This window comes from Parabacteroides massiliensis, from assembly GCF_900155425.1.
Taxonomy (GTDB): Bacteria; Bacteroidota; Bacteroidia; order Bacteroidales; family Tannerellaceae; genus Parabacteroides; species Parabacteroides massiliensis.
This window is the reverse complement of the sequence record NZ_LT700190.1, coordinates 73,389-99,026: the sequence shown is the minus strand read 5'-3', so window position 1 is coordinate 99,026 and position 25,638 is coordinate 73,389. Positions and strand designations below refer to the sequence as shown.

Below are 25,638 nucleotides of genomic sequence, written 5' to 3'. Positions count from 1 at the left end.
ATGAAGAACTGGCGAAAGGGATTATTGTTGGGCTGTTTGCTCTCCGCTATGGGAACAATCAGCCTTGCCGCCCAAATGGTAGTTGCGGATTCAGCATCGGTTGGCTTGGAGACCGGAAGCAAATATGGAAACTGTCTGCACACAAAAGCCGCAGAGGAGCTGATACCATATATGTTGGGACCCATGAAGGGGATGCGTGCCCGCCTGCACGAGGCTATCCCCAGAAAAGATATTCCGGAGGTCAACCAAGTATACCAATTAAGAAAGCCCAATACTTTTTTCCCTTCCGGTTTCGTCGGTAGGGTGGTTTCAGTTCGGAAAGTCAAGGGATGCTGCGTTGTCAGTTTCAAGCCATTGAGGAAATATAGAAAAAAGGATTTAATACAAAATTAATATGGCAGAAAAGAACATTGTTGAAAATAGACCTGCTGAAGATATCAAAGAACGTTTTTCAAGCAATGAGACGGTCAATACTGTGATGAACGGTCTTGGGAAAGTGGTGGACTATCCCATGGGGGTGGTGGGTAATCTGACAGTAAAGAACAATGCCGTCGATGCTTCTGTGAAACCCGGTAAAGCATTGGGACAGTCCATGTTGATGGGCATCGTTGCCTTTGGACTTAGTCTGCTGCTTGGTAACGGTTTGCTGGGCTCGCTCGGATTCGGCTTGGGAGCCGGAATCATGGGACAGGAAATTCGCACCATGGGCGGCAATCTGGTAGATACAATCAAAGGCAGAGAGTCTTTTCTTAGCGGAAGATTCCTGAGCACGGCAATTCCACTGTTGGTGTCCATGGTACTATCCAGCAAGTTGGGACCGGGGAAAGCGCTCCTGACAACCGTCCTCGGCGGAGCATTGGGCAGCAAGGTGTCCAATTACTTCATGGGATCCAATGAAGGAGAAAGGTATTACGGTGAAGACTATGTCGGTGTCCGCAAGGTACCTGGGGATCAGAAGAAGCCAGAAGTGAAAGAGAATGAAGTAAGGGATCAGTCCGCAAAGGAAGTGGAAAAAGCCTGGCAGACACGCCCGGAAATTGGGAACGAGAAGCACGGCATAGTCAACGAGGTCAGGAATGACAGCGTGGATCTGAAAGCGGAGATTGCGGCTACCCGTGATTCCCTGCAGACCGGGAAAACATTGGTACCGGCAGACACCATCCAGACACAACAGAGAAATTCATCAGTAAAACTTTGACGATATGGCAACAACTAAAGATCAGGAAAATAAGGCCCGGAACAATGGGCTGGGTGCGGAGAAAACGCCTGCGATGAACATAGGTGCGAACGGAAAGATTTCCATTGACGGGAAAGTGATGCGTGAAAAGCCGGGGTTCTTCAAGAGAATGTGGCATTCGATGAAAAGCGGGAGCATCAGCAAGGCTTCTTTGGCAAATCCGGCTGTGAGCCAGTTCCTTTATGAAACGAAGAATCATATATTTGGTATGGGCTTGACTGAGGACGAAACAAACAAGGTTGCCCAGGAACTGAGAACCATCATAGACAGGGACCAACTGGATATGTCGAGATATAACGAACAGCAGCGTGACGAACTGCTCCGTAACTCCAAGACATTCCGTAGCACCATGGAGGGAAAGATGTATCTGGAGAGCAAATTCGGAGCCCATAGCCAGCGGGAAGAGAAAGCCAGGGAACTGGCTGACAAGATTATTTCCGAGATGCCCCAATTGGATATCAAGAAACCCGGCAAAATGGAATGCGAGCGATTTGATATGGGGTTGGTATTTGGTAATCATACTTCCTGGGAACGTATGGTCATAGACCCGAAGGATTTTGCCCTGCAGCGCGAAGCGGCGAACCTGGCATTCTCCATGGGTATGTCAAAACAAGATTCCCTCAGAGTAGGAGAGGAAGTGTTTGCCCAGGCTGACGCTCTCACCACCAAGGATAGAAACTATAACCTGAATGACTTGCTGGCACAGTCACCGACATTCTCCACCTATGAACAGGGTGTCCAATACCTGCAACGAATGAGATTGGATATGGCCGTCGAGCAGATTCATCAGGAAAATATTTCCGCACAACAGGTAGAGGCAAATTCCATCCGGACAGATGCGGCAAACAAGCTACGTTCCGAATACGGTCTCAACCCGATAGCAAACCCTGTCGGTCAAGGAACGGAAGCCGGACAGCAGTTGCCGGGGCTGGGCTCCATGATGGGGAATGTGATGAATAACGGCATGTCTGGTGTCTCGCAAGAGTCACACAACGGAATAAAGGAATTCTTCGGATCGATTCTGGGACGTGTAGTACTGGCAGTGGCCGGATTCTTCATGTCGAAGTTACTGGGTGGAACGAATATAAGTGGATTGCTGGTCGGTGGTTTGGGTGTTGCGGTTTCCCCGCTTCTCGGAAATCTTTTCGGAAGTTTCTCCAGCAGATCAGATATGACGCAACAAGGCATGAATATACTGAACGATTACGACATGAAGGAACGTGTGGCAGAAAACCGGGAACGCCAGCAGTCCATAGTGAACGGACGGCAGATCGATGACCGGACAACCGAGAAACAGGTGGCCAAAGAAAAGACAAATGCCGAACTTATGAATATAGTGAGAGAGAAGGGAATAGACGGCATACAGGTGTACTTCGGAGCCGATGAAAAGAGACTGAATGAGTTCCTGACACGCAATAACCTGAATGAGGTGGCACGCAACGAGGCTAAGGTGCGGATGGAAGGCGGCGACTGGCTGAAGGCGACCCGCGACGCACTTGCTTCTAACACTAACAATGTTTCGGCGAACATTAACGAGGGGTTAAAAAAGCATTTGTAATAATTAAAAATATAAGATATTATGGCAATACAGCTGGCAGCGGCAATAGCGCCTGTCGTTAAGAAGGTAGGCATCGAGATTGCAACGGAAGTGGCATATAAGATGTTGCATGAGGAGACCCGACGGAGAAAGGCTAAGATAAAACAGCTGAGAGAAAACGGCGGTCTTGGTACATCCATGGATGCTCCAAAACCCGACATGAAACAACGGGTCAAGAATTTCGGTAACCGGGTGGCTTATGAGGTACTGGACTCAAAGGCTCTGAATACAGGTATCGGAGCTGTAGTGGGCAGCATCTCTACTGCCGTATCCTCCAACATACGTACTCCCGAAGAAGAGGTTCTCTTCAAAAAGAAAGAAGAGGCACAGAAAGCCGAACGGCCGGCGACTTTCCAAAGAGACCGCGAGGCTCAGGAGAACTCCAAAGGAAAGGGTTTACACAGATAACTAGTTTACTCACTAAACCAAAACATATACTATGGCAAAAAAACAGACAACGCAAGACCAGGATTCCATTCGGGAGGAACGGGCATATAACCGTGAACGGACCCGGATAGAAAGTTACGAGAACAGTTCCAAAAACCGGGCACGGAGAAGAGTGCTGGACGGCATCGGGAAAATTGTAACAGGACGCAGACGTGAAGGAGTACGTGAAATACGCGAGGCCGCAAGACAAAGAACGGAGGAAAGTGTACGGAACAGAGTCATGGGCGCAACCAATGAGGCTATTCATCAGGCAGAGAAACAACGCCAGGGTTTGCCGGGCGACACAACAAGGACTGAAAACGGGCAACAGATACCCCCTCAGAACAGAGAAGAGCAGACAAATGGAACTCCCCGCCAGATGGACACAAGCAGGCAAATCCCTGAAAGACGGGAAGGGGCCAACGGCATGACCGTCGAACAACTGACTCAGCTGAATGAGCTGAAGAAATCTAACCCTCAGAAATACAAGGAAGAGATGCAGCGCATATTCGGTACTTCACCGGCAGCCGGGAAGGGAACCGGTGAACAGGTAAAGTTAACTAATAACGAAAAACACGGTTTGAAATTATGATAAAAGATTTGATAAAGGAGTGTGTGGTAAACTCTCAGCTGGGAGTGAGTGATTTGGTGGAATACTGCGACGTTACAAAAGAAGATGTGCAGAATATTCTGAATGACGGGGACTATAGCATTGATGTAGCTGACAAGATAGTCTGCCGGCTGGCTATGTTCTCCAACAAGAAGGACAGGCTTATGGAAGATCCGATCCCACATATAGAACTTGAGAACGGTATGGTACTTTTCCGAAAGGACACTGAAAAACAGTGCCGGCTTCTGGTGGTGTCTCCCGGCATCAATACTATAGATAAACTGACTTCAAACTGTTATAAAATATCACTGAAATGAGAAAGTTCCTTGAGTCTCTGTTTGGTACCTCGAAAGGACAGGCTAACATGCAGGATATCCGTGTAAGCAAGGAGTGCAGGCTTTTCGTCTCTGTCGAAAGTGCGTCCAATATCGTATGCTATGCCGCCAAAGGGCTGGTGCAGGATGACATGAAGAGGGGGGCGCTGGAATACCACTTGAAAACACGGTATGATCAGATAAAGAACAGCTTTAACTTCATTCCCGACGAGGTGGTGTCCTGCTGGCGTTTTGCCAACATCGACAAGACTCCAATCATGGACGAAAAGTACCAGGCTTTCGTCAATTTCCTGCGTGGCAAGAAAGCAGAGAAATCCGTCTCGTTACGCGAATACTCGTTCCGGAAAGAGAACAAGTTGGACGAAAAGACACCGATTGACGAAAGCTCGTTCAAGAACTGGTGCAGGATTCAGGACTCAAGACTACTCGACAATTCATTCAAAGGAGATGCGGTCAGACTAAAAGAACTGATGGATGCCGACGAATATGACGAAAAGGCAAAGACCGGTATTGCCGAAATCATGAAGCGGTATCTGCCGAGCGACCAGCTGCTTGCCAGACTGCTAAAGGTAATCGAGGAAAAGGATGATCTGGAGAAGAGGGTGACGGTGTACAAGGACGTGGAGGAAATCATCGAGGGATCCAACTACTACGAAATCACCAGTATCAATGACATCGAGATGCTGTTCAATATGCCGGTTGATGACATGCGATCCATCCATATACTGACATTTGAACTCCTGCGTGACGAACTGGAGAACAACAAGGCGAACAAGCATTTCAAATTCATTTCTTCCCTCAAGGAGGAATACGACCTGGGCAGAATCAAGAAACAAATCCTGGAATATCACAGCATGCATGGAGGACTTACCGCCGAAGAGGAAAGGTTCAAAATGAACCTCGACGAAAAAGGACTTAAAGCGGACCTCAAAGAGAAGCTGATGCTTCAGGGACGTTACGTGGATGATGATACTCCGGGTGGGTCGGGTAAGTATGCCGTTGTCGGGAAAATGGGGACAGATGATAAGATTGCTGTAGGGCCGGTTCGAACGGAAACAGAGAATCAGGAAGATGGACATTCTTCAAAACCGAATTTTGGTGATATGCTGCGTGAGAAAATGTCATTAGCCAAGACGGTAGGGAGACCGTCCTCCGTACCTGCTGCAGGACCGGCTCCGGAGAAAGAGCCTGACGTATTGCCGGATACCGGCAAAGAGATACGGCATACGCTGGAGCGCCTTTCACGGGGCACGCTTCTGCGTAAGGAGATTGACCGTTACAAGGATTGTCCGGAAATCACACGGGCTCAATTGGAATGGGTATTCGAGCAGCCTTTCATCACGCCGGATTCCTTGATATCGAACGGTACGATGATAGGCTCAATCATGAACACTCGGTTCTTCAAATATTTGGAAAAACGAATCGAGGCATATAATGGTTATGTCAATAATCAATTCTCCACAGTGGATGTCAACCTGATTTCCATTTATGCAACGATATTGTCCAACGATATCAAGTATTACAGCGGAAAAATTGGCAATGGCGACGGAAAGTCGGGGATGGAACCGGAATATGAGGTGGAAATCCAACGGCTGATATTGGAGAACCGGAGCACGCTCATGGTGCTGGAACCGCTGCTGCAACAGATAAAGGAAGAGCGTGAGAACGAACGGCTGATGGCTGCCGTAGACCAGTTGCACCTGTGGACGGAGACAGTCTTTAACCTGGACATCGACGATCAGAAAAGACACGAGGCAGCGGAGAAATGGATTTCTCTGGTGTTCCTCTGGCGTGATTCCCGGAAATTCATACTGGACGTGCTGAAGGAAATCGAGCACTTCAATACTGCCGGCTCTTCAGCATTCCTGTATTCGGAGTTAGCTATCCAGATGGGACTGGCCCAATACAGCTCGGCTGGGGTGAAGTTCAATTCCCCCGAACGGTACGATATTCTGAAAGGCAACAAACTGACTTGGCTGGACTGCATCGTCTGCCAGCTCTTTGTAGGGGTCGCACGGATGGACTATGAATACACCGCAAAAGAGGCACTGGATAAGGTCAAGACTGTCCGTTCCTATTTCGAGGAAAACAGGAAAAAACTGCCCCCTTGGATTGTCAAGGATGAAATGCTGAAGGAGATTGATATACAGCTTGCCACAGAGAAGATAGGCGTGTACCAGGAACTGGCCCGATATACCCAGGACTGGTTTTCAGGGAAAGAGGTCCCTGATATGTTCATGTTGAAAGTAAAGCTGGACGATATTTCACGACATGCAAATGAACAGCGGAAACAATTCCTTGCAGCCAACGAAGCCAAGACTGCCAAGAAGAAAGAGATACCGGCTGAAAAGGTGGAGAATGAACAGAAGAATACTACACAGGAAGGACCTGTCTCACCTTCGAAAAGTAACGAGGAAGAGACACCTCATGCCGATCGGCAGCCGGAAAGGGAAGATGATACTGTCCCCTTCCACTCCGGATGTGAGATTGATTTCGGGTTGGGTGATGAATTCACCGCCGGCGAGGAAAAGGAAATCGACGAATCCATGCTGGAGACAGCGGAGATTTCCGATGATGCGTTGGCACAAGCGATAAATATGGAAGAGGAAGATAACGCAGCCGTTGATTCCCCAAAAGAGAATAAGGATGATACAGGAAAAGATACCAAAAATAGTCTTCCTTCCCCCTTATACTTTGTTCCGGATAGGGACGGACAGGACTTCATGGATCCAACCGATCCGGACTGGACATGGGAGAAGTCTCATTTGTATGCCGCTTTGGATGAAGAAACAAGGACGAAGTTTTGGACAGATAAGCCAGAACGCTATCTGTTGTTATGTATGTCGCCGGATGCGGTTGAAGCATATATTCAATCCTCCATAAGTCCGGATGAAAGAAATTCTTGGGAAAACTTTTATAGAATGCTTAATAATAGGAATAAAAGCTGGGTAAGTGAGAGTAATGAAATGAGAAGGCTAATCTGGGAAACTGTTGAGTCAATCATACAAAAAATAACGTCGCCGGCTAAAGACACATTCTAAGTACAAGCAAGAACTGAATTTAAGAATTGATAATAGAATGATGAGCCATGTCGATGACAGAAAATGGAGAAATACTTGACAGTGCCAAATTCCGACGACCCTTAGTAAAAGACAGTCTTGTGAAATTTTGATCATAGCAAGACAATCCGGATATGATACGAAACCAACCTAATAAACAGGGACTTATATTTGTAAGTGTGAAATATAAATCGTAAATTTGCAGTAACCAAAACAAATAGACACTATGAATACGTTTGCAAGTTTTTTTAAAAAGAAACCTTCCCAGGAAGAAATGGAAACAATGATAGCCGGTGGCATGACCGCTTCTTCAGCGGAGCAACCTGCCGGACAGGACTCGATATGCTTTTTCGCTTATATAATTGAACCGGACAGGGAGTATAGCGAAATGAGAACTTGCTCCGGTTGGAAAGCGTTCCCGCAACTCATACATGATTTTGCACGTTTGGCTGCAGATTTAGTAACGAACGCGCATGGCTCTGAAAAATACGGATGCGAAACGAGGTTCGTCGTTACGACTGAGGGTAACGGTCCCATGGTATTTCCTGAGTTTAAATATCACACGGATTTTATGGGGAGTAAGTATATAGATGTTCCAATAGGTGTGCTGGTGTACTTGTATTTCAATGGGCTGGATACGGTTGAATATTTGATGTATTGGCAAAATAAAGAGTGGAATAAATTCTCGACCAATTTTCTGAATGCAATGGGATTCCCCGATTCAGAAGGCACCTTTTGGCCATCAGGAGCTCCGATACATTTCTATTGCAGGTATTACAACCATGTTGTCAACAAACAGGGGATACCGGACTTGTTGTCCCGGATTACCGACCCGAATTGCGATGAATTAGAGGGTATAGTGGAATATCTGGTTGTGTATGCTAAAAAATTCCCTTATCCTTCCTCAATTTTGGTCAATGCGCTGGCAAATTCTCCGGCTTTCAAACCTGAACTGGGGAACAAGGATAGTTTGACCGATAGGGTTGAGTACTTATCCCAAATCCAATTGCATGATATTACAGATTTCCAAAATGTGTTCCTCTTTGTGAATTGGTGGTATATCAAAGATGTACGGTTAAATGAAATTGCTACCGAAATTAAAAGTATAAGGGAAGCCCATGCGTATATCTCACTCTCTCCGTCTAAAGAAAAGAAAATCATGGATTTGACAAAAGAAGAGAATATTCTTGTGGCTCTTGAAAGGAGATTGTCGGAAATATGCGGTAAGATTGAAGATTTATGCTCAAAAGCCGAAAACGAAAAAACTTTATCTGAACTGAAAGAGTATCTGTCACCAAAAGAGGGTAAATATAGCAAAAGTGAAATACTTCATGGAATTAAAGAGGGATTTAACGGTGCGTCATCATCCTGCTTGAATGAAGCGGCGGGCTTAATTATTCAATCAGAATTGTTATGGAAAGAACCTGAATTCGTTTGGGAATTGGAGGGGATATTGATCAATCACTATAAATCGATGCCTAATTGTAAAGATACTATTTTTGATGCTATTTTTATTAAAGAACGAATGCCATTATTGGACAATATCTCTAAATTGTATGTCCTGACAGAAAAGAATTTAATTGTCGAAAAGATAAACATGGCTGCAAAAGCGCTGGATGAAATATCTGCTGAAGAGCAGCGATTGGAAAAAGCCGGTAGAGAAGCTGACGATCTTCGTCCGGATAGAGTATTAGCCGAAGTAAAACTTCACTATCTGAAAGAAATGGAAGTCCTTTTGTATGAGATGGTTGAGATGTTGGAGAAAAAGCCGGAAAAGAAAGACTTGCACGATATAGACATTATCCGAAAACTGTCAGATTCCATTGGATGTGAAGGTGTGGAGTTTGACGATGCAGAGTTGGAAGTGCTGAAATTGTTCGGACTATCAGATTGGACAGCAAATGCTGGAAAAGATAAAGAGAGTGTGGATTATTTTAGGGGGTTCCTGAAGAAGTTTGCGACCATTACGGAAGTATATTACAAGGCCGGATTCAGCTTCCACGGTTGGGGCATTATTTCAGAACAATACTTCACCCCGTCACTCGGGTGTGAAAATTACAAAGAATTCCTTCCCAGTTTGTCGGCTAATGAAGGTGTATGCGAAGAAGTACATCCGGTCTATGTGGATTACAACTCAAGATATGGCAATGAATATAACTATATCCGTAGCATATGGCCTTGCGAGGATGATTATAAGGATAATAAGGAAGATTATCTGAAGATTCTGGATCGCATGGCAAACGAGAATGAATTCTCAGAACTGGAGAAACTATTTGACAGCCGAGAGTCATTCCGTAACTTATGCGGCGGCAGCTTGATAAACGATGGCTTTGAAGATCGGTTGACGAAGTTTATCCGGATGAAGAAAGCCCTGCCGAACTGTCACAGCCTTATCGAACGGAAGATGCTGCAAAATTCAATAGACAGAGTACGAAAGGAGTTGTCAAATCGGGCAGCTGTGATAAAAGGCAGTTACGAAGCAGCCAACAGCGTAGAGAAATAGGAATATAAAACTAAAACCATAAAGAACTATGCAACAAGTATTGGCAAAAATGGTGGACACGGTCGCCGCCTTACTGGAAACATTCTTCGGTTCCCAAAACAACTTGTCCGTGCAAGGGCTGGGTGCCGGAGGACTAGGTGTCCCGGCTGAGATACTACGCCGGATGCTGGTCTCTCCTGAAACGGAAAGGGCCATGATGGAGATCCTTCCGCAAGGACGGGACCGTGAGCTGAGACAAAAAATCAAGATTGACGGGAAAGGAATGTACCAACCCAATGAATCGGATTTCAGGGGGTGGCGCAATGAGATTAACCTGAAAATGGACCGAACACTGAACGAAATGGGACTGGACAAAAACGCGGCAAGGCTGTTCAAACAGCGGACAGCAAACATGGCGTATCAGATTGACCGGTTATGCCGGAAGTACACTGATCCCATCGAACGGAACCAGAAAGTAAGTGCCCTCATTGACAGGGAAATCAATATGGCTGTCCAACTAACACAGAAAGAAGAGGTTATCTGGATACAGGACAAGGATTCCACGAAACAGGAATTGGGAAACATTACCGGCGGGATAAAAGAAAAAACGGCGTTCTTCAATGGGTTCACATCGTCCCAGGCTATCCCTGTATGGGTACCGGACATGGCTGTTGACCGGCTGCATGAAGCGGGGCCCGAAATGGAACGGATGCATCAGTTACAGATGGCGACCTTAGAAAAGGCTGAGATGCGTGCAACGGATAAACTTTCCCTTCAGAGCATCGAGGAAGGTGTGAAGAAAGGAGTGTTTACCGCTGATGACCTGTTGCGCAAAAGCGTGGACATGTACGCTTCCGGAGATAACATCATGCTTGCACGGTTGGGGCTGATAACCAAATATGAAGAATATAAGTCTTCATTGCTACTGGAGAATACAACAAGGGCTGACCGTATCTGGAATGATATGAAACATGACGTACAAGAATACATTCAGAAAACTCAAGGAACAAATGGACAAATCTTGGGACAGGAACTGGTGCACACTGAAAGGATAGGCAATCAAATGAGTATGGGATTCGGATTAAAACTTTAACGATATGAATGAAGAAAAATTACTGGAACTTCTGAAAGATCTGGTCGGTGGTGACAGAGCTTTCCAATGGGTAGGCGAACAAATGGGTAAAGGCATCCACAAGAGTTATGATAAGACCCACAAAGCCGCACACGCTGTGATAGGCGGCATGGCACTGGTATGCAGGGGAGGACACAATCCCGCTGCTCCCGTTCCTGAAGAGATGAAAAGGGACGGTTCAGAGTTTGGTAAAGGACAAACTGCCGCCGAAGGCCAGACTAAGGGACTGGACGAAAAGGTGGATTCTGTATTGAAGGGCTATGGACTGAATGAGGAAGAGAAACGCTATTGCAAAGGAACCTTCGATGATATTGCCAGCGAAGCCAAACAAGCGTTCGAGAACGAACAGGATCCGAAGCTGAAAGCTGCTGCAGGTGTACATGCATTGGATAAGGGCATCAAATCCAGTGTCGAGTTCTTCGGTGCCGCCCATTCATTAGGCATGAAAGGCGAACAGGGCCTTGACGAGTATTTCAAGAATGATGAAGAAAAGAAGGAATCATTCTTGAAAATGACAGGAATGGGCAGGGAATACGAGAAACTGCAGGCTGCCAAATTAGAAGGAAATGAAGCGAAGCTGAAGGCTGCCGAAAAACAGTTGATGCAAAAAGCTAATTCAATTCTTCAAAGTAATGGATATAGTCATAGGCACACGGAAACTGAGCAGCAGGTCCAAAAACATCAAGCGAAACTTAAGATGTAATAGCTATGGGACAGATATTGATGAATTCCTTTCATGTGCTTTTAGCACTGCTGTTTATCGTATCGCCGGTATGCGCCGGCATATTTGCGGCCATCGGCTATATGCGGAAGAAGGAACTGAAAAAGTTGCATAAAACGCTGGAAGAACTACGGGCTGAGAACCAGGCATTGCTTAATAGTTTTGCAGCAGAGCAGCAGGCTGGAAAAACTTCCGAAAGACCGGCTGCGTCTGGCAACCGTTACAGACGGAAGAAAAGACGCAGCAAATTCCGCAACAGGCAGGAAGATGCCGGGAACAACGGCGACGGACAAACGGATAATAATGGCTAAACGGTTCGACTATGAATAAAAATGAGTCTTACTATCGGTTGCTTCTGGGAGCGGGCGTATTTCTTACGGCCCTCTCACTGACATCAACCTTGATACTGTCGCAACACCACGTTGCATACGCCATCGCGGTAGTGACATCGGGCATGACGGTTTTCGGTGCATGGAAGCTGTGGGTGATTAAAGAGAAGAAAGCGGACGAACAGATGCCTGACAAAGAAAACATCTATAAGGACGCCCAGTTACGCTCTTTGGCATCGACATTGGCTTTTTCCTACCTTCGGGGGCTAAACGACCTCTCGGACAACGAGCTGTATTTTGTGTCCGGATACTTGACACTGGCTATCTTGCACACACTAAACAAGAATCTGGTATTCAACAAGACGGTATGTTGGGATTTAATAGCTCAAGGAAGCGCGGAAGCTTTAATGGAAATGCAGAAATCCTCCAGTGAACCCCTTCAATTGGTTTGGGACATGAAACCTGTTCCGGTTGAAGCGATTCTAAATGAGCCGGGAATGCTGGAATTATTGGACAATTCCGTCGAGAATGTTTTCACAAAAATGAAAATTTGTGAATAATTACACTACTAAAAGATTGATTTTTGGTAGTTTGGTTGTAAAAGGTTTATTTTGCTGTAAAAGATTAAATGTATGAGACACCGAAACTTTACTATTGATGAAGCAACTGAGCTGAACAGGCTGGTAACCGAGCTGCTTCCAAAGATTCAGGCAATGCCATTTGGCAAACGGATTAAGGATATGACATGCCAGGTGGATGATGATGCGGATCCTAACACCGGATTCCCGGAGATCCGGGTGAAGGTGGACGGAAAGCTGTCCGACTCGCATCTGAAGGTGCTGTGTGGACTGGCCGGTCAATTCCCACAGGAGGATGTTCCGGGAAGTACCTGCAAAGAACGTCTGGGCGTTTGTACGATGGACTCCCACAAGGTCACTTCCTCTATGGTAACCTTCAAGTGGTGTGGTCTGCGCAAGATCGATTCCATAAATCTCTTGGATTATTTCTATGCAGACGGGACATTCAGCCCGACCTTTTTGGCGACGAAGAAGGTCGAAGGAATCGTTTATTTTGTCGATGCCGAACGGGTGAGAATCATGTCGGTCAACAATGGCACGAAACTTCCTTGGTGTACGGCTGATGCGGTCCGGGTGGGAGAGAGCCTTCCGGTCATCAATCCCTTCGGAATCTTTGAAGCGGATCAACCGCTGGAAGATCTGAAACAGGCGACGAACAGGCTGTTGAAAGGTATTGAGAATACCAAGCTGAAGAAAAAGGATTTCCCGGCACTTGCCTATGTGCTGTCCTATGAGACGGAGCGTATCAAGAAAGGGAACTGGCATATGGTTCTTCCCGGCGATGCTGTCCATCTGTATTCAAGGAAACAACGTGGCGAACTGTCCAGGAATGTGAAGCGGTGCGGAGGAAAGGGACTGTGCAAGAACGCATGGTTGGGAAAAGAGTTTGATGACGACCTCGCATACATGGTTCAAGTCACATCTGTCAACTCCATGATAAAGCCGGAGAGCAAGAAAACCAGCCAGATGGTGATACCCGTCGCCGAGTTGGATTGGGAAACGATCGAGAATTTTTAATTATGGAAATATAATAATTTACGTTTATGAAAATACAGAGAATAATCACTTGGAGTAAACTGATGGCATTGCCGCTCTTGCTGGTTGCATGTACCGAATCTACTGAACTGGACAATATAGAACAGACTTCAGAAGAGGTCTATCCTGAACTGGACTTTTCATGCGAGAGCCCTTCACGTGCTGTTGTCTCTTCCTTTGAGCCGGGCGCCAAAATCGGAGTGTTCGTGACTGACAAGGGTACGACAAACGGATACGGGGGAAATGCGTCAAACATGAATATTACCTATACCCTGAATGGGGACTCGTATTGGGAGGCCGGATATAATACGGCATTAACCAACTCCGAGGCGAACGTATACGGGTATTATCCGTATCAGTCAAATGTTTCGACAGGTATGGCCAAACTGGAGAACGGTGTGGACTTCCTGTACACTCCAGTTCCTTCTGTCATCAGCAGGAACAATCCGATGGCCGAAATCGAACTGAACCATGCCATGTCATTGCTGAAGTTCAACTTTGACGCTTCACTTGGCAATATCACACGCATCTCTGTACGCAGTCTGCCTGCTTCAGCGGACTATAACGTGTTCACCGGTAAGGTGATCGCTTCCTCCGGAAGTACATCCGTTGATCTTACCATGAACAGCCCGGAGATTGCAGAAGGTTTTCTGGCAATACCCGGATACAAGATTGACGTAAAGGTGTCCTCGGATAAGGGCAGCTTCGTCTGGAAACCGGGAACGGTGACAGAAAGCGGAAAGAAATACAATATCTCGCTCTCCGCGAAATAAGTATTACAAACTGGCGATAAGCCGCAAATAGATAGAATATGGATACAATGACATTACGAAGAATCCTGCAAGCGCAGTACCGCTTTGGTGAATTTCCTTGTGATAATATCGACCCGGCAAACAAGGAATACTTTGAGAGTATGTTCCGCATGGAGCCCATGGAACGGATCGATGCTTATATGGCCATGACACCGGAGGTACGTTCCCAGTATTGGTCTTATTGGACCGATGTAAGACATCGGTTATAATGTCATGAACTTGCTATGGGGATCCGCTCGGCATACAGCAGGTATAAGAACAGAATCGTCCGGAATGTTCTTGTCGGGACAATCGGGACATTGTTCGTTATGGGCATAGGCTATACCACATATCGGATTGTTCCGGCATTGGTTCCGGAACCGAAATTTGACCTGCCGGATTGGATTGGTATGGAACGCAGGACTTACGAAAAGAAATGGATGGGCCGTGCTGTCATCCATGGGCACGACACGGTCAGTGTCCGGATGTTCTATAAAGGAGACGGACCGGAAGCCTTGCCCGTGGAAATTCACGGAGTTTCTACTGCACGCGCCGTACAGTCCATTCAAGGGATGATTGCCCGTACAAGCGGTTTCGACTTGTATGAACGTTTTGGGAAGACATACGTCTTCACGGATTCTGGTATGGTGATTTTCAGTCCTACGGAATTCCATTATTATCGAGCGATTGATAAATGACATACTATGGAACTACTGAAAAATTTTACGTTAACTGAAGGTTCTCATAAATTCGTGTTCATTCCGTATCAGGAGAATATGGACATCCGACAGGTGCTCGCTCAAACCAAAAAACAGAAGCCCCACCGGATTGTATGGCTGAAAAACCTGTTTACCCAATCCGGGTGCGAATGGCTGGATTATCTGGCCGAACACATAAACTTGCGTGTAGCCGACCTGCGAAACGGGGACGGGTACATAACAGCTGTTGCAACTGTCAAGGAATTACGCTCAATCATTCAGAACGCTTACAAGCAGCAACTGCTAAGACAGCGTGAGACGGAAAACATCGTCGAAGAGCTGAAGGCAATTCCGACTGAAAAGGTTCTGATACTGATAACAACCGGACGGCTGGACTATACGACTCTTGAAGAGACGGTTTTACGGGAACAATTTGATAATACACTCCGCAAACTGGATGATGATATCCCCGAAACAGGTTTTGTGGAATATAATCAGGGTTACCTACGGAGAGGTTCGGTATTCCAACTCTCGGACGGCAAACGTGCGGTGGCGTTCAACGGTTTCCATCTTGGTGGGGAGACGGTAGAACAATCAACTGCCATACAGGCTATTGTCATGGGCAAGGACTGTATAACTGATGTAAGCGAAAGTTTCTTATGGGTAATCTCTGATACAGGCATGCAGGCCAACCAGAACACCGTGAAAATCCATCCGGAATATGTGTGCAAACCGGCTTTGGTGGACGAGCTGTTTGTCTTTTACAACTGTTTCGTCCTCATGGGAATGAACAAGGCGTACGAGGAATCATTTGATTTGGATGATGCCGTGGCTCTGAGCGCAAAGCTGTACAAGGGGGTCAAGGACATTTACGGTGAACCGTACATCCTGCATGCGTTCCGGGTGCTGAAAAAAATGAAGACTCCCATGGAACAGATTTGTGCGCTGCTGCATGACACTCTTACGGTAAGGGAGGATGTGTCAGTCAATATGATGTTCGCAGAAGGGGTACCGCTGATAGTCCTAAGGACGGTGGTGGCATTGACACGTAATCCCGATGAATCACTGGCTGAGTATATCCGTCGGGTCAGGACTGACCCGCTGGCAACGGCAGTCAAGAAGAGCTGCCTGCTGCACGATATGGATATGTCACGCATCAAGGGGAAGCCCTCAGAAAGTGATTTTGAACGTAAATATGCGCTCCAGAAAGCGTACACACTATTGACAACGAAGAATGAAGAAACACTATTTGTCTGATAAATGCTTAGAAACGAACTATGTGCGATTTGACACAATCCATTGACATTATAGACCGTCTATTGTCCGTATTGGGCGATCGGAAGAATTTTCAAAAAATCTATTCGGAAGCCCTGGGCGGTTCGGTATCCGGCGACATCAGCATGATACGCTCAGATCTGTTCAACAAACCCAACTACCTGGGAGCGCTGCTGTTCGAGGATACGGCCTCAGTGCTCCTGCTGTTGCAACAGACCGGACTTGTACATTACGAAAACCTGACGGGGACACTCAGCGAGCGTGAGCAGCTGCAGGAAACCGAACTTTGGTCACCCGGCTACAATGACAAAGAGGACTGCATCATAAAGTTTCTCGACTATACAAACAACCACCATGCAGACTCCATGAGGATACCGTTTCCCACATGCCACAAAGGGGATGCCGATGCCGATTGGGTCGAAGAATGCCACACCGAAAAATATGTGTCCGTTTGGAACAGCCTGTCGCTTATTCAAAAGGCACAACTGCTGTCATTCATTCAACACACGTGAGTGACAGTGGCTTCAGTTTGAATATTTTTTGTACTTGCTTGGATATTAGAGAGAGATCCTGTAATTTCACCTAAAAATTTGAACGTCAAACACCTGAATGGTGTTTACGCGGACTAAAATCAAAACTATGTGCCAAAATCTTAACAGGACTATCAAAACAGGGCTGTTTCTCATTGCCTGGCTACCGACCCTATTGTTCGGTCAGGATCTTGTCATGAGGGATTTTTCTTATCGCCTCGGACAGGTTACCTATATCGGGAAGGTGCGATGTATGGGCTCAAGAGTGATTATCCGCTCCAGCCTGCAGGTCACTACCCCCAAAGGGGCGGCCTTGGATCGCTATGTCGAACCGGTGACCCTGACTGTCATGGAATCTTTCTCCATCCCTGACGGACTGGATGAAGTGTTCTTGTGGGATGCCATGCTCGCAAAACAATACCTGACAATCGCGCAAGGTTATTTTCAGACAGGAACCCGCTATTGCGCAGTCAACACTGCCGCACACGGTCGTATGCTGGATGAATCAAAAAAGTACTACCAAAAAGGGAAAGAACTGTTCCTGAAGTTGGGTAATGATGCGTCGGCTTCAGAAGTGGACCGCCTGCTGACCCTCATTGAAGCTATCAGGACGAACGCAGACTACGGACTCGCCAAGTTACAGTTCGACGAATACTACTCCATCAACTACAAAATCATGAAATCATGCATCTGCCTGGAAGACGGCTTTGATGATCAATATAAATGTGTCACTCTAAAATAAGAAATCATGCACAGGATACTCAAACTGATATTGCCTGCTTTCCTAACAGCGGCTTTTCATACAGCAAATGCGCAGTACCGCACCTATAGGGTAGTGGATAACGGCATCGAGACAATCGGCTATTGCAAGCTGTCCAACGGGGCGGTAATACACAAATACTCCTCATTGCCCGAATCCGGTGCATCGGTTTCCGAATCCGAGAACGGTTCTTTCACTATCGAGATACCGGAGTTCACCAATACGGAGGAAAGGTTCAATGTAGGCAACGGGGTTTCCTTCGAGCAGGTGTTCAACAGCATCAATGCCCGCTACTGTGTCCGGCAGGGGTATCTCAATTTTCAGGAATCAATCAAGGAAAAGGACAAGATTGCCTACCAACGGAAGATAAAGGCGATTCTGGGGTATTATGACAATGCTATCCGGGCCCTTGAAAAAGACAACCGAGAAAAGGCTGTCGATAAAGTCAAGCGCCTGATCCGATACACTGAAGAAATCCCGTTCATGCGGGGTAAAATGGAGAAGGGCTATCTGCCTGAATATGTACGGCTCGTTGAAAACGCAATGAAGTCCATGCTGGAATTTGACTCGGATATCCAACCGGGATACAGTGTTGTCGTGCATAAGTCACAGCTGCCTGCCAAGCCAAATAAGAAGGCACGGAAACGGCGCAGATAACGGTATACGGGCATTTTATCGGAAATTTTATTGAGATTGCTTGTAAATCAACGGATAATAGGTTATTTTTGTATTATTAAACTTTTAACCAAAACAGACAATGCCAACCGGAATACCCATGTTGTCACGCGCTTTCAAGAAAAGTGCCGACAAACCCATTACGAACAATACGGCCAACGGCCTTGACCAACAAGTTCCACAGAACAAGGAACAGGAACCGATTTCCTTTCAGTTCAAACCTGCCCGTGTGGAAGATTCCGTAAAGAAACAATATACAGATGCTCCTGTCCCAACGGTAGCAGGTGACCAAAGGGCTACATTGAATCCTTCCCGCTTGAATGGATGGATTAACGGTACAAAATAACGGGTATGGGAACCATTTGTATATATGCACTTTTCTTCATTGCCGCATGGGGTTCCATTCACGGCATTACCGGTGCTGTCCTTAAACGTAAAAGCGAGGCTTACACCGGATGGGGACTGTTGGGGCTGGTTTCCGGTATATTGGTCATGGTGTTCTCTTGCTTGCAGACAGGAACCGTCAACACAACCTATTCCCTTCTGGCCACTTTGTTTCTGCTGGGTTCAGTCTCCAATATGATTGCGGCATCACTGTTGCAAAGGACCGTCTTGCTGTACGGGTACGAGCAGTGCAACCTGAAGAGAATAGCGGCCGACTGGCTGCAGGCCAGGGGCAGGGGAGAGTATCACTTGTTTTTGGCCGACATGAAGAATTCAGAATACCTGAGAATCATATCCGACGCCTTGCGTATCGTTCACTCAGTGGCGGTGTCCCTGCCCCGAGACTATACTTTCCAAGTAACGGATTACGGTTTTTTAGTGGATGCCTTCTCGTTAATAGACAACAGCCGGTACAAGATTCTGGTGGCTTACCCTTCCTTGTCCAAGGAGAAACTGCAGAATTTGGAGCTGGAAACTGCAATGGAGAAGGAACAAGTCATCTATGTCGTGTCTGATAACTATGGTATCAAGGTGACCGAACTGCTGGATACTATGTCCAAGCAATTGCTTTTTGGAAACAATAAATGTGTAACAACTAATAAAAAATGACTATGAACATAAATTTCATTATGCAATCAATGTTTATCACACCGAAACAGGCTGTGGAGTTGTTTAATCTGAATATCGACCAAAACGTGTCCATGTTCTTCTGGGGTGAAATCCTTCATGAGGGACAACAGTGCTGGGGTCTCTTCTTGATAGCGGACGAGGATACCGATCCCCAATATCTGACAGGAGACGAGCGGGCAGAAGCGCTGCATAATTCAGGTGTCGATGTCGAGCAACTGGTAGAGAACATGTATGCGGCATTCGAACTGTCACAGCTTATGCAGATACTCCAAAACGAAATCATGAACATGAACCTGACCGATGATGATACGGTCAATATGTCGTTCTGCCCCAGAGACTACAACTATCACGAACTTGCGGAAGGTTGCGCCGACTTCCTGATTGGACTGCTGAGAGAGGGCCAGTTTAACGACGATCAGTGTAATGGGGCGCTTGAGATTTCAGATAACAGTATAGCAAGATATGAAAATACTTTCTAATTACATCAAGACAGCCGGCGTTTTGCTTGCCGTAATTCTAGCCGGCTCATGCACGGACCATGACGAGGTACGTGAAAAGACCAACACGCTCAAATTACTGGTCAGCAGCCATTCGTTCCTGGCTCCGGACCAACCGGACAAATATCCTTCTACGCACGCCGTCGGGTTGTTCTCCTTAGACAAGAACATGAACCAGACAAATCTGTTGAATAACCAAAAGGCGATATCCAACGGTTCCAAATGGTATCTGGACAAGAACTGTGAGGTAAGGCTTGGAGAGGACAGTGTCAACGCATATGCTTATTATCCGTACGACCCGAACATGCAGTCGGACGAATGGCTCCGTATCAATACCGGCAAGACGGACTACATGTATGGGCTCCATGATATCGAAGAATACGGATACATCAACTACGCCCAGCCTATTGCAGACATCAAGATGCGGCATGCGATGTGTATGCTGAAACTGGACATACGGCCCATTCTGGAACAGGGATGCACCGTATCTCACATCTATATAGAGGGAGCCGATCCCGTGCATCCGATTTACTCTACTGGACAAATCAATATGTTCACCGATGAAACGGGTTCCTTGCAGGTCCTGGACGGAGAAATGGAATGCGAGATTGACGAGACAGGACAAAAAGCCTTATTGTACATGATTCCCTGCAAAGGGGTGGCCATCAACATTACAGTCATCGTAAATGGCAGGACCTATACATTACCTGTCAAGGATCTGAATTTTGGCCAGGGCATGGTACAGAACTTCTGGTTGGGATTTGATGTGGCAGAAGAAAACCTGTACCTGAAGGGAGTCAATATCGTCCCTTGGGAGGACGGGGCAGAATCAGACTTGAGCACATCGTATAAATAACAAATACAAAATCAAAATTTTCTTTACTATGAAAATAAAACTGATAGTTACAGCTTTGCTGTTGGGCGGGCACTTGTATGCAAACGCCCAGACGAGTGTGTCTGACACCATCCGTAGCCAACATACATTCCGGCTACATAACAACACAGAGGTGACCGAGAGTAAAACGGTTGTGGTGACTGAGGAACCAGCACAGAAAAAGAAAAAAAACAAGGTAAAGGTCCGCAAGCCCAAAAATATGGAATACAGACTTGCCTTGCTGGAAGTCGAATTTGAGATGGAGAATTATCGGAAGAAAATCAAATCCTCCGGAGAGGAAACCAAAAAATTACTGCTGCAGGAATTAATAAACAAGTTGGCGTCCATCACGAATGTCAAAACAGCAGATTACAATCAGGATTACACACAAGTACTGGTCATCTTGCCTGATGACACCGAATACCGGGTGGATTTGTGACGATGAAAGCAAGTATAAGGATTTAGTCAAGGAGGGTATTGTTTATGAATGATAAATTGAAAGTATTGCTACATGCCGTAGCAGAGGTCACCAACATAGATACCGCTACGTTGCGTCAGCATAAATCCAAGACACACAAGATAGCTTTTGCCAAACATGTGTTCTGCTATGTTGGATGTATCAAGCTGAGATTCAAACAACAGGATATAGGGAACTATATCGGATTATCACAAAGCAGGGTGTGCCAGGTTACCTCACGGAGCAACTTCATGAGAGTGAACAATCAGGGGTGCAAGGGCATCTGTGACGAGGTACTGAAAGTCGAGGAAAGATTCGAGGAACTGTCAGATGAAGTCAGATTGGGAAAGGTTACACTTTGAAAATCAGATAAAATCACGGCTCTTTCATTTAAAAATACTTTGAAGAGGCTGTAAATAAAACTGTGTCAGCAAAGAATAAAATATTAATTTTGCTAACACAGTTTATTTTACGCCCCCTACTTTGAATATCTAATGTTTGTGGCAGATAGACATTTAGAACAGCTCAACGCAACTTTTGACATAATATTGACTTAATGGTACATTTTGGAACTAAGGTAAACTCAACATAATCAGTGGTTGTCAGTCTATTCCAAGTTTAAATGAAAGAGCCGTGCTCGACATAGCCCAAATCGCTGCTGAATATATCCATGTTGTAGTTGATGCGCAGCTGCATCACCAGGTCACTCTGCCGTAACGAGTAACCGCCACGGTTCAATGCCAACCGAGAAGTGTTCAATGCCGATTGCAAGGCCATGTTCAGATTGGCTGCGCCTACAACGCCTTTCTGTATGGGAGTGATTAATTGTATGTTGCTCACCTTTTGACCGTATGCTTTGGGCAGATGGTTCTTTACCAAAAATCGTTATCTTTTCACTCCTTCGCCTTGAAATTGAACACCGGTTTGATAACCGTTTCAATCGTTACCGTCTCTTGGATCAGCCGCATGATCGCTGGCCGGTTCAAGAAATCTATCAGACTATCAAGAGCCGTGAGCCGCAATGTCAGATAGGCATAAATTGGACCATTGGAGAGGATGCTAATCCTAATGACCCCAACGCGCCTGAAAAATCCTATAAAATCATTCCTGAAAAGCAGAAGGAGGGTGACCCCATACGTTATTTCCCCAGTGATTTCCGTTTGGGTGATCCGCTCTTGCCTGCCAATCCCGACCCTAAAGTATTTATTCATCAAGGCAAACGCTATTATATGCCGTTTGAATCGACTGTATGTTTTTTTAAAAGGTGGTTCTATCATACAACGGATAAGGAATATAAATCCATTGATGAATTGTTCAAGTTCTACCAACGCGCCACGGCTCAAGACAATATCCTGATTCTGAATTTGCCTCCTAATCGTGAAGGCAGAATGCGTCAGGAAGATGTGGACTTATTGCTTGAACTCCGCAAGAGAATATAATGCTGTCCTATGAAAAAAGTAATGTTATATTTGTTATGCTTGGTTCTTATGGCAGAGGTACATGCTTCCTTCTACTGATGAGTTGGATAGTTTGCGCATAATATCCTACAATGTCCATAATGGGATAGAAAAATAGCACATCAGACCGGGATGAATTATGTATTTGGTCCTGCTATCAAGAAAAAGAACAGGAAATTTACGGTTAAACAGACAAGAATGATAAAAGATTATGTCGCTTCCGATTATTGTCCTGTTTATGTTGATGTACATTACGGGAAATGATATTTCTTTGTACAGCCGAATTGTCAATGAATAAAGAAATACAAGTAAATCGGTTGCCCCAAAATAGACGAAGCCCCGAAGAATCGGAGTTTCGTCTATTTTGGGGCAATTTGTTTTTTATGTATCTTTTATTCAATGTATAGAAAAAATTTGTAATTTTGTTTTTGGGCAAAACTCTAATGTACTTCTTAATCTTTCTCCGAATAAAGAGGGACGTACTCACAGAACGTGATGCCAAAAGACTCATTGAGTTTGGCATCACGAACGCTATGTCTATATGAATGAGAACGATTACCGGCAACTGAAAGAGATGAAGGTAAAGTTTCAGCTGAATCTCTTTTCATTGGTCGATGCTTATGGCATAGAGGCAAGAAAAAAGGCGGAATGGCTGTTGAAAAATAATTTTTATGACTTGGCCGGCAGCGATACACACCGTTTGGGCGTCTGGAAATCTCTTCTTTATGCAAAAGGTAATGCTAAATCTCTTCAACAAGTAGTGTCTCTTGTTTGTTTTTAATTCTAAAAGTAGTAGCTTTGTACTGACTATAGGCAAATTGTAAAAAATATGGGCAAATACATATATAAACTGCTTGGTTATCATGCAGTTAAAGAGGCAAAAATCAAACTGGATGGCATTACGGTGTTATCCGGCATTAACGGATGTGGAAAGAGTACCCTGTCCCGATGGCTGTATTATCTGATTAACGGATCGCGAGACTTTGACATTTTTTTGTTGAGGGATTATAAAGCTAAAATAGATAACTTGATTAATCGGATGCGATTTGCTTGTATGGATTTGGGGCGATTCTCTCAAAAAAGCGGTTTGTTGGAAAAAGGTTCTTTGAATACTTTGCTTGAAGTAACCGAAAAAATGAAGCAGACAAGAGTGCACTCGTATGAACAAATTGAGATTGTTCAAGATTTGTTTCTGCAAGCCTTGTATGCCACAGAGAATTTTCTATCGGAAGCCTTGACGGAAAATCTTTCTGAAGCACGTAAAGTCAGAATCTTGAATTATTTGAGTGTTCATAACAAACAAGAAGATGTTCGTCAGTCTATTGAAAATTTTGTTGGGCAGAATAATCGTTTGATTACTCAACTGACTAATCAATTGGTTAAAAATATGAATGAACGTCCGCGTTCTACCTATTTAAAGTTGATTGAGAAGTATTTCGATATACAGCATGATTTCCCTTTGGGGATTCAGTTGGAGGAAGATGAGGTTAATCTTCTCGAAGATACCCATGTCTCCACGTTGTTCAATTTGCAGCGAGCCATTTATATTGACACTCCCATGGCAGTTGAAGTGGAAGATACGGAAAACATTTTTTGGAATGATTTGCGTGAGATGATGTTAGATGATAAATCGGGTAAGAATTTATCTATGGGAGAACGAAAATTTTTGGTACGGGTCAAAGATTTATTGAATGGTGAAACGGTATTGGAAGAGGATGATGTCTTTGATGAAAAAAGTTTGCGTTATATTTCCAAAGATAAGAAAGTAAATATCTCCTTGAAAGATGCAGCCACAGGATTCAAGGCTTTTTCTTATCTTCAACGTCTGTTGGAGAATGGTAATCTGAATCAAGAAACATTGCTGATGATAGACGAGCCGGAGGCACATCTTCATCCGCAATGGATAGTAGAATTTGCTCGGCTTCTAGTTTTATTGAACAAGGAACTGGGATTGAAAATTATGATAGCCAGTCACAATCCGGATATGGTGGCTGCCATTCACGATATAGCTCACAAAGAGGGTGTGTTATCGGACACTCGTTTCTATGTAGCACAGCCGGATGAAGAAAATCCACACCAGTATGTTTATAAGGATTTGGAACATGAAATAGGAGAAATCTTCGATTCATTCAATATTGCTTTGGACAGAATCAATATATATGGGAATGGGGGAATGGATTTATAATAATGAGGTCGTAAGGGGACATTCTATTTATCCGGTATGTCATTCTACGTTGAATGCAGTGTCTCGTCGCGATTATGGAAATACATATTCCTTTCGTCCGGATATTGAATGTCTGGATATGGATACATACGAAAAAAATGTATTGAGAAAGGGACAGCCTGATTGTACGGTGGATGCGGTAATTGGCATTTCTACTTATGAAAATAATCGAGTTTCCAGTCCGCGTTTGTTGCTTGTAGAACTTAGAATGGATTATGATAATATTAAAAATCTTTCTAAGACAGCTATGGAAAACAAGGTGATTTACACCAAGAAATTGCTTGGCAGGAAAGTCGCAATTGAGTTGAAAAGCATTTTCCTGTTTAAGGAAAAGCTTGCTTCACAAGCTAAAAGTTGGTTTAATAGACAAAGTCGGACAGGAGGCGAACTAAACAATTGTAGAGCATGCTCTGTTTCAGAATTTCATAACATTATTAAATCGCCTTCTGATTTTCCTTATACACCGATACATTCGGAAGAAAATATAAGAACTGATTTAAAGAAACATGAAAATACTGCTGATTGGAAACTGTTTCTTGGACAAATAAAATATTGGCGTGAAATAGCTGAAAAATATAGATATTCCAACAAATCAGAATTTGAGCATATTTCGAATGTCATAAAGACAATATGGGAGGAATTTAAAAAGAAGAATTATTCTTTTAGTGATGATGAATTGTTGGAAATCTGGTGTGAAGAAGAAAAAATAAATTTGTTATGAATGCGGTAATGTATAAGATGACAAACATAGTAAATAGCATATGTCATGCAAACATATACATTTG

The 25,638-nt window shown here is 45.0% G+C and carries 30 protein-coding genes and 1 pseudogene; 30 read left to right on the top strand and 1 reads right to left on the bottom strand.

Annotation, left to right across the window (positions count from 1 at the left end):
- The 26 genes from BQ9893_RS07515 to BQ9893_RS07390 all read left to right on the top strand — a co-directional run bounded on the left by BQ9893_RS07515 (position 1) and on the right by BQ9893_RS07390 (position 21,534).
- Positions 1–393, top strand: a complete 393-nt coding sequence (locus BQ9893_RS07515) for a hypothetical protein (RefSeq protein WP_075965538.1) — start codon at positions 1–3, stop codon at positions 391–393.
- 1 nt (position 394) lies between these two features.
- Positions 395–1,198, top strand: a complete 804-nt coding sequence (locus BQ9893_RS07510; protein ID WP_075965537.1) for a hypothetical protein — start codon at positions 395–397, stop codon at positions 1,196–1,198.
- Between the two features lie 4 nt (positions 1,199–1,202).
- Positions 1,203–2,795, top strand: a complete 1,593-nt coding sequence (locus BQ9893_RS07505; RefSeq protein WP_075965536.1) for a hypothetical protein — start codon at positions 1,203–1,205, stop codon at positions 2,793–2,795.
- A gap of 21 nt (positions 2,796–2,816) precedes the next feature.
- Entirely contained in the window at positions 2,817–3,242 is a 426-nt protein-coding gene (locus tag BQ9893_RS07500; RefSeq protein ID WP_075965535.1) for a hypothetical protein, read from the top strand.
- A 31-nt stretch (positions 3,243–3,273) separates the two neighbouring features.
- On the top strand, positions 3,274–3,852 hold the full coding sequence (locus tag BQ9893_RS07495) for a hypothetical protein (RefSeq protein ID WP_075965534.1): 579 nt from the start codon (positions 3,274–3,276) through the stop codon (positions 3,850–3,852).
- The gene (locus BQ9893_RS07490; protein WP_075965533.1) at positions 3,849–4,187 is read left to right on the top strand and encodes a hypothetical protein; all 339 of its coding nucleotides are present in this window, start codon (positions 3,849–3,851) and stop codon (positions 4,185–4,187) included. Before BQ9893_RS07495 ends, BQ9893_RS07490 begins: the two co-directional genes overlap by 4 nt.
- On the top strand, positions 4,184–7,246 hold the full coding sequence (locus BQ9893_RS07485; protein WP_075965532.1) for a hypothetical protein: 3,063 nt from the start codon (positions 4,184–4,186) through the stop codon (positions 7,244–7,246). Before BQ9893_RS07490 ends, BQ9893_RS07485 begins: the two co-directional genes overlap by 4 nt.
- A gap of 244 nt (positions 7,247–7,490) precedes the next feature.
- On the top strand, positions 7,491–9,767 hold the full coding sequence (locus BQ9893_RS07480) for a hypothetical protein (RefSeq protein WP_075965531.1): 2,277 nt from the start codon (positions 7,491–7,493) through the stop codon (positions 9,765–9,767).
- Positions 9,768–9,795: 28 nt separating this feature from the next.
- Positions 9,796–10,839 carry a hypothetical protein gene (locus BQ9893_RS07475; RefSeq protein ID WP_075965530.1) on the top strand — a complete coding sequence of 348 codons (1,044 nt, stop codon included), beginning with the start codon at positions 9,796–9,798 and terminating at the stop codon, positions 10,837–10,839.
- Between the two features lie 4 nt (positions 10,840–10,843).
- Complete coding sequence (locus BQ9893_RS07470; RefSeq protein ID WP_075965529.1) at positions 10,844–11,581, top strand: BAR domain-containing protein; 738 nt, start codon at positions 10,844–10,846, stop codon at positions 11,579–11,581.
- 5 nt (positions 11,582–11,586) lie between these two features.
- Positions 11,587–11,910, top strand: coding sequence for a LapA family protein (locus BQ9893_RS07465; protein WP_075965528.1), 324 nt, complete (start codon positions 11,587–11,589; stop codon positions 11,908–11,910).
- Between the two features lie 11 nt (positions 11,911–11,921).
- Positions 11,922–12,488: a hypothetical protein gene (locus BQ9893_RS07460; protein ID WP_075965527.1), complete on the top strand. Its 567-nt coding sequence runs from the start codon at positions 11,922–11,924 to the stop codon at positions 12,486–12,488.
- 72 nt (positions 12,489–12,560) lie between these two features.
- On the top strand, positions 12,561–13,523 hold the full coding sequence (locus BQ9893_RS07455) for a hypothetical protein (protein ID WP_075965526.1): 963 nt from the start codon (positions 12,561–12,563) through the stop codon (positions 13,521–13,523).
- Positions 13,524–13,549: 26 nt separating this feature from the next.
- Positions 13,550–14,314 (top strand): fimbrillin family protein, encoded by a 765-nt coding sequence (locus BQ9893_RS07450; protein ID WP_081415400.1) that lies wholly within the window; start codon positions 13,550–13,552, stop codon positions 14,312–14,314.
- A 47-nt stretch (positions 14,315–14,361) separates the two neighbouring features.
- Entirely contained in the window at positions 14,362–14,562 is a 201-nt protein-coding gene (locus tag BQ9893_RS07445) for a hypothetical protein (protein ID WP_147379060.1), read from the top strand.
- A gap of 15 nt (positions 14,563–14,577) precedes the next feature.
- A complete protein-coding gene (locus BQ9893_RS07440; protein WP_075965523.1) occupies positions 14,578–15,030 on the top strand; it encodes a hypothetical protein in 453 nt (150 codons plus the stop codon).
- Positions 15,031–15,036: 6 nt separating this feature from the next.
- Positions 15,037–16,287: an HD domain-containing protein gene (locus BQ9893_RS07435; protein ID WP_075965522.1), complete on the top strand. Its 1,251-nt coding sequence runs from the start codon at positions 15,037–15,039 to the stop codon at positions 16,285–16,287.
- 20 nt (positions 16,288–16,307) lie between these two features.
- A complete protein-coding gene (locus BQ9893_RS07430) occupies positions 16,308–16,817 on the top strand; it encodes a hypothetical protein (RefSeq protein ID WP_075965521.1) in 510 nt (169 codons plus the stop codon).
- Positions 16,818–16,944: 127 nt separating this feature from the next.
- Positions 16,945–17,577: a hypothetical protein gene (locus BQ9893_RS07425; RefSeq protein WP_139322577.1), complete on the top strand. Its 633-nt coding sequence runs from the start codon at positions 16,945–16,947 to the stop codon at positions 17,575–17,577.
- Between the two features lie 6 nt (positions 17,578–17,583).
- Complete coding sequence (locus tag BQ9893_RS07420) at positions 17,584–18,252, top strand: hypothetical protein (RefSeq protein ID WP_075965519.1); 669 nt, start codon at positions 17,584–17,586, stop codon at positions 18,250–18,252.
- Between the two features lie 100 nt (positions 18,253–18,352).
- Positions 18,353–18,616: a hypothetical protein gene (locus tag BQ9893_RS07415; protein ID WP_122298295.1), complete on the top strand. Its 264-nt coding sequence runs from the start codon at positions 18,353–18,355 to the stop codon at positions 18,614–18,616.
- Between the two features lie 5 nt (positions 18,617–18,621).
- A complete protein-coding gene (locus BQ9893_RS07410) occupies positions 18,622–19,323 on the top strand; it encodes a hypothetical protein (RefSeq protein WP_075965517.1) in 702 nt (233 codons plus the stop codon).
- A gap of 2 nt (positions 19,324–19,325) precedes the next feature.
- A complete protein-coding gene (locus BQ9893_RS07405) occupies positions 19,326–19,823 on the top strand; it encodes a hypothetical protein (protein WP_122338939.1) in 498 nt (165 codons plus the stop codon).
- A complete protein-coding gene (locus BQ9893_RS07400) occupies positions 19,807–20,697 on the top strand; it encodes a fimbrillin family protein (protein ID WP_075965515.1) in 891 nt (296 codons plus the stop codon). The genes BQ9893_RS07405 and BQ9893_RS07400 overlap by 17 nt, the downstream gene beginning before the upstream one ends.
- A gap of 28 nt (positions 20,698–20,725) precedes the next feature.
- Positions 20,726–21,154, top strand: coding sequence for a hypothetical protein (locus BQ9893_RS07395; RefSeq protein ID WP_075965514.1), 429 nt, complete (start codon positions 20,726–20,728; stop codon positions 21,152–21,154).
- Positions 21,155–21,198: 44 nt separating this feature from the next.
- On the top strand, positions 21,199–21,534 hold the full coding sequence (locus BQ9893_RS07390; RefSeq protein ID WP_075965513.1) for a hypothetical protein: 336 nt from the start codon (positions 21,199–21,201) through the stop codon (positions 21,532–21,534).
- A gap of 256 nt (positions 21,535–21,790) precedes the next feature.
- Here BQ9893_RS07390 and BQ9893_RS07385 read toward each other — a convergent pair whose 3' ends face one another.
- Positions 21,791–22,051 (bottom strand): hypothetical protein, encoded by a 261-nt coding sequence (locus tag BQ9893_RS07385; protein WP_227226147.1) that lies wholly within the window; start codon positions 22,049–22,051, stop codon positions 21,791–21,793.
- On the opposite strand from BQ9893_RS07385, the gene BQ9893_RS07380 reads away from it, so the two are divergent.
- The 4 genes and pseudogenes from BQ9893_RS07380 to BQ9893_RS07365 all read left to right on the top strand — a co-directional run bounded on the left by BQ9893_RS07380 (position 22,024) and on the right by BQ9893_RS07365 (position 25,574).
- Complete coding sequence (locus tag BQ9893_RS07380; protein ID WP_229101574.1) at positions 22,024–22,611, top strand: alpha-L-fucosidase; 588 nt, start codon at positions 22,024–22,026, stop codon at positions 22,609–22,611. The two genes, BQ9893_RS07385 and BQ9893_RS07380, sit on opposite strands and share 28 nt — an antisense overlap.
- Positions 22,612–23,161: 550 nt before the next feature.
- Positions 23,162–23,410: pseudogene (locus BQ9893_RS07375) on the top strand (tyrosine-protein phosphatase); the annotation flags it as partial.
- A gap of 48 nt (positions 23,411–23,458) precedes the next feature.
- Complete coding sequence (locus BQ9893_RS07370; protein WP_075965511.1) at positions 23,459–24,814, top strand: AAA family ATPase; 1,356 nt, start codon at positions 23,459–23,461, stop codon at positions 24,812–24,814.
- Positions 24,789–25,574, top strand: coding sequence for a hypothetical protein (locus BQ9893_RS07365; protein WP_122334172.1), 786 nt, complete (start codon positions 24,789–24,791; stop codon positions 25,572–25,574). The genes BQ9893_RS07370 and BQ9893_RS07365 overlap by 26 nt, the downstream gene beginning before the upstream one ends.
- Positions 25,575–25,638 lie beyond the last annotated feature (64 nt).

Coding starts and splice junctions, on each gene's coding strand:
- BQ9893_RS07425 (WP_139322577.1), top strand. CDS start 16,945: ATGTGCCAAAATCTTAACAGGACTATCAAAACAGGGCTGTTTCTCATT.
- BQ9893_RS07440 (WP_075965523.1), top strand. CDS start 14,578: ATGGGGATCCGCTCGGCATACAGCAGGTATAAGAACAGAATCGTCCGG.
- BQ9893_RS07415 (WP_122298295.1), top strand. CDS start 18,353: ATGCCAACCGGAATACCCATGTTGTCACGCGCTTTCAAGAAAAGTGCC.
- BQ9893_RS07365 (WP_122334172.1), top strand. CDS start 24,789: ATGGGAATGGGGGAATGGATTTATAATAATGAGGTCGTAAGGGGACAT.
- BQ9893_RS07410 (WP_075965517.1), top strand. CDS start 18,622: ATGGGAACCATTTGTATATATGCACTTTTCTTCATTGCCGCATGGGGT.
- BQ9893_RS07490 (WP_075965533.1), top strand. CDS start 3,849: ATGATAAAAGATTTGATAAAGGAGTGTGTGGTAAACTCTCAGCTGGGA.
- BQ9893_RS07470 (WP_075965529.1), top strand. CDS start 10,844: ATGAATGAAGAAAAATTACTGGAACTTCTGAAAGATCTGGTCGGTGGT.
- BQ9893_RS07435 (WP_075965522.1), top strand. CDS start 15,037: ATGGAACTACTGAAAAATTTTACGTTAACTGAAGGTTCTCATAAATTC.
- BQ9893_RS07475 (WP_075965530.1), top strand. CDS start 9,796: ATGCAACAAGTATTGGCAAAAATGGTGGACACGGTCGCCGCCTTACTG.
- BQ9893_RS07510 (WP_075965537.1), top strand. CDS start 395: ATGGCAGAAAAGAACATTGTTGAAAATAGACCTGCTGAAGATATCAAA.
- BQ9893_RS07390 (WP_075965513.1), top strand. CDS start 21,199: ATGAATGATAAATTGAAAGTATTGCTACATGCCGTAGCAGAGGTCACC.
- BQ9893_RS07505 (WP_075965536.1), top strand. CDS start 1,203: ATGGCAACAACTAAAGATCAGGAAAATAAGGCCCGGAACAATGGGCTG.
- BQ9893_RS07430 (WP_075965521.1), top strand. CDS start 16,308: ATGTGCGATTTGACACAATCCATTGACATTATAGACCGTCTATTGTCC.
- BQ9893_RS07455 (WP_075965526.1), top strand. CDS start 12,561: ATGAGACACCGAAACTTTACTATTGATGAAGCAACTGAGCTGAACAGG.
- BQ9893_RS07370 (WP_075965511.1), top strand. CDS start 23,459: ATGGGCAAATACATATATAAACTGCTTGGTTATCATGCAGTTAAAGAG.
- BQ9893_RS07395 (WP_075965514.1), top strand. CDS start 20,726: ATGAAAATAAAACTGATAGTTACAGCTTTGCTGTTGGGCGGGCACTTG.
- BQ9893_RS07495 (WP_075965534.1), top strand. CDS start 3,274: ATGGCAAAAAAACAGACAACGCAAGACCAGGATTCCATTCGGGAGGAA.
- BQ9893_RS07485 (WP_075965532.1), top strand. CDS start 4,184: ATGAGAAAGTTCCTTGAGTCTCTGTTTGGTACCTCGAAAGGACAGGCT.
- BQ9893_RS07445 (WP_147379060.1), top strand. CDS start 14,362: ATGACATTACGAAGAATCCTGCAAGCGCAGTACCGCTTTGGTGAATTT.
- BQ9893_RS07480 (WP_075965531.1), top strand. CDS start 7,491: ATGAATACGTTTGCAAGTTTTTTTAAAAAGAAACCTTCCCAGGAAGAA.
- BQ9893_RS07460 (WP_075965527.1), top strand. CDS start 11,922: ATGAATAAAAATGAGTCTTACTATCGGTTGCTTCTGGGAGCGGGCGTA.
- BQ9893_RS07450 (WP_081415400.1), top strand. CDS start 13,550: ATGAAAATACAGAGAATAATCACTTGGAGTAAACTGATGGCATTGCCG.
- BQ9893_RS07400 (WP_075965515.1), top strand. CDS start 19,807: ATGAAAATACTTTCTAATTACATCAAGACAGCCGGCGTTTTGCTTGCC.
- BQ9893_RS07515 (WP_075965538.1), top strand. CDS start 1: ATGAAGAACTGGCGAAAGGGATTATTGTTGGGCTGTTTGCTCTCCGCT.
- BQ9893_RS07405 (WP_122338939.1), top strand. CDS start 19,326: ATGAACATAAATTTCATTATGCAATCAATGTTTATCACACCGAAACAG.
- BQ9893_RS07420 (WP_075965519.1), top strand. CDS start 17,584: ATGCACAGGATACTCAAACTGATATTGCCTGCTTTCCTAACAGCGGCT.
- BQ9893_RS07500 (WP_075965535.1), top strand. CDS start 2,817: ATGGCAATACAGCTGGCAGCGGCAATAGCGCCTGTCGTTAAGAAGGTA.
- BQ9893_RS07465 (WP_075965528.1), top strand. CDS start 11,587: ATGGGACAGATATTGATGAATTCCTTTCATGTGCTTTTAGCACTGCTG.
- BQ9893_RS07380 (WP_229101574.1), top strand. CDS start 22,024: ATGCTTTGGGCAGATGGTTCTTTACCAAAAATCGTTATCTTTTCACTC.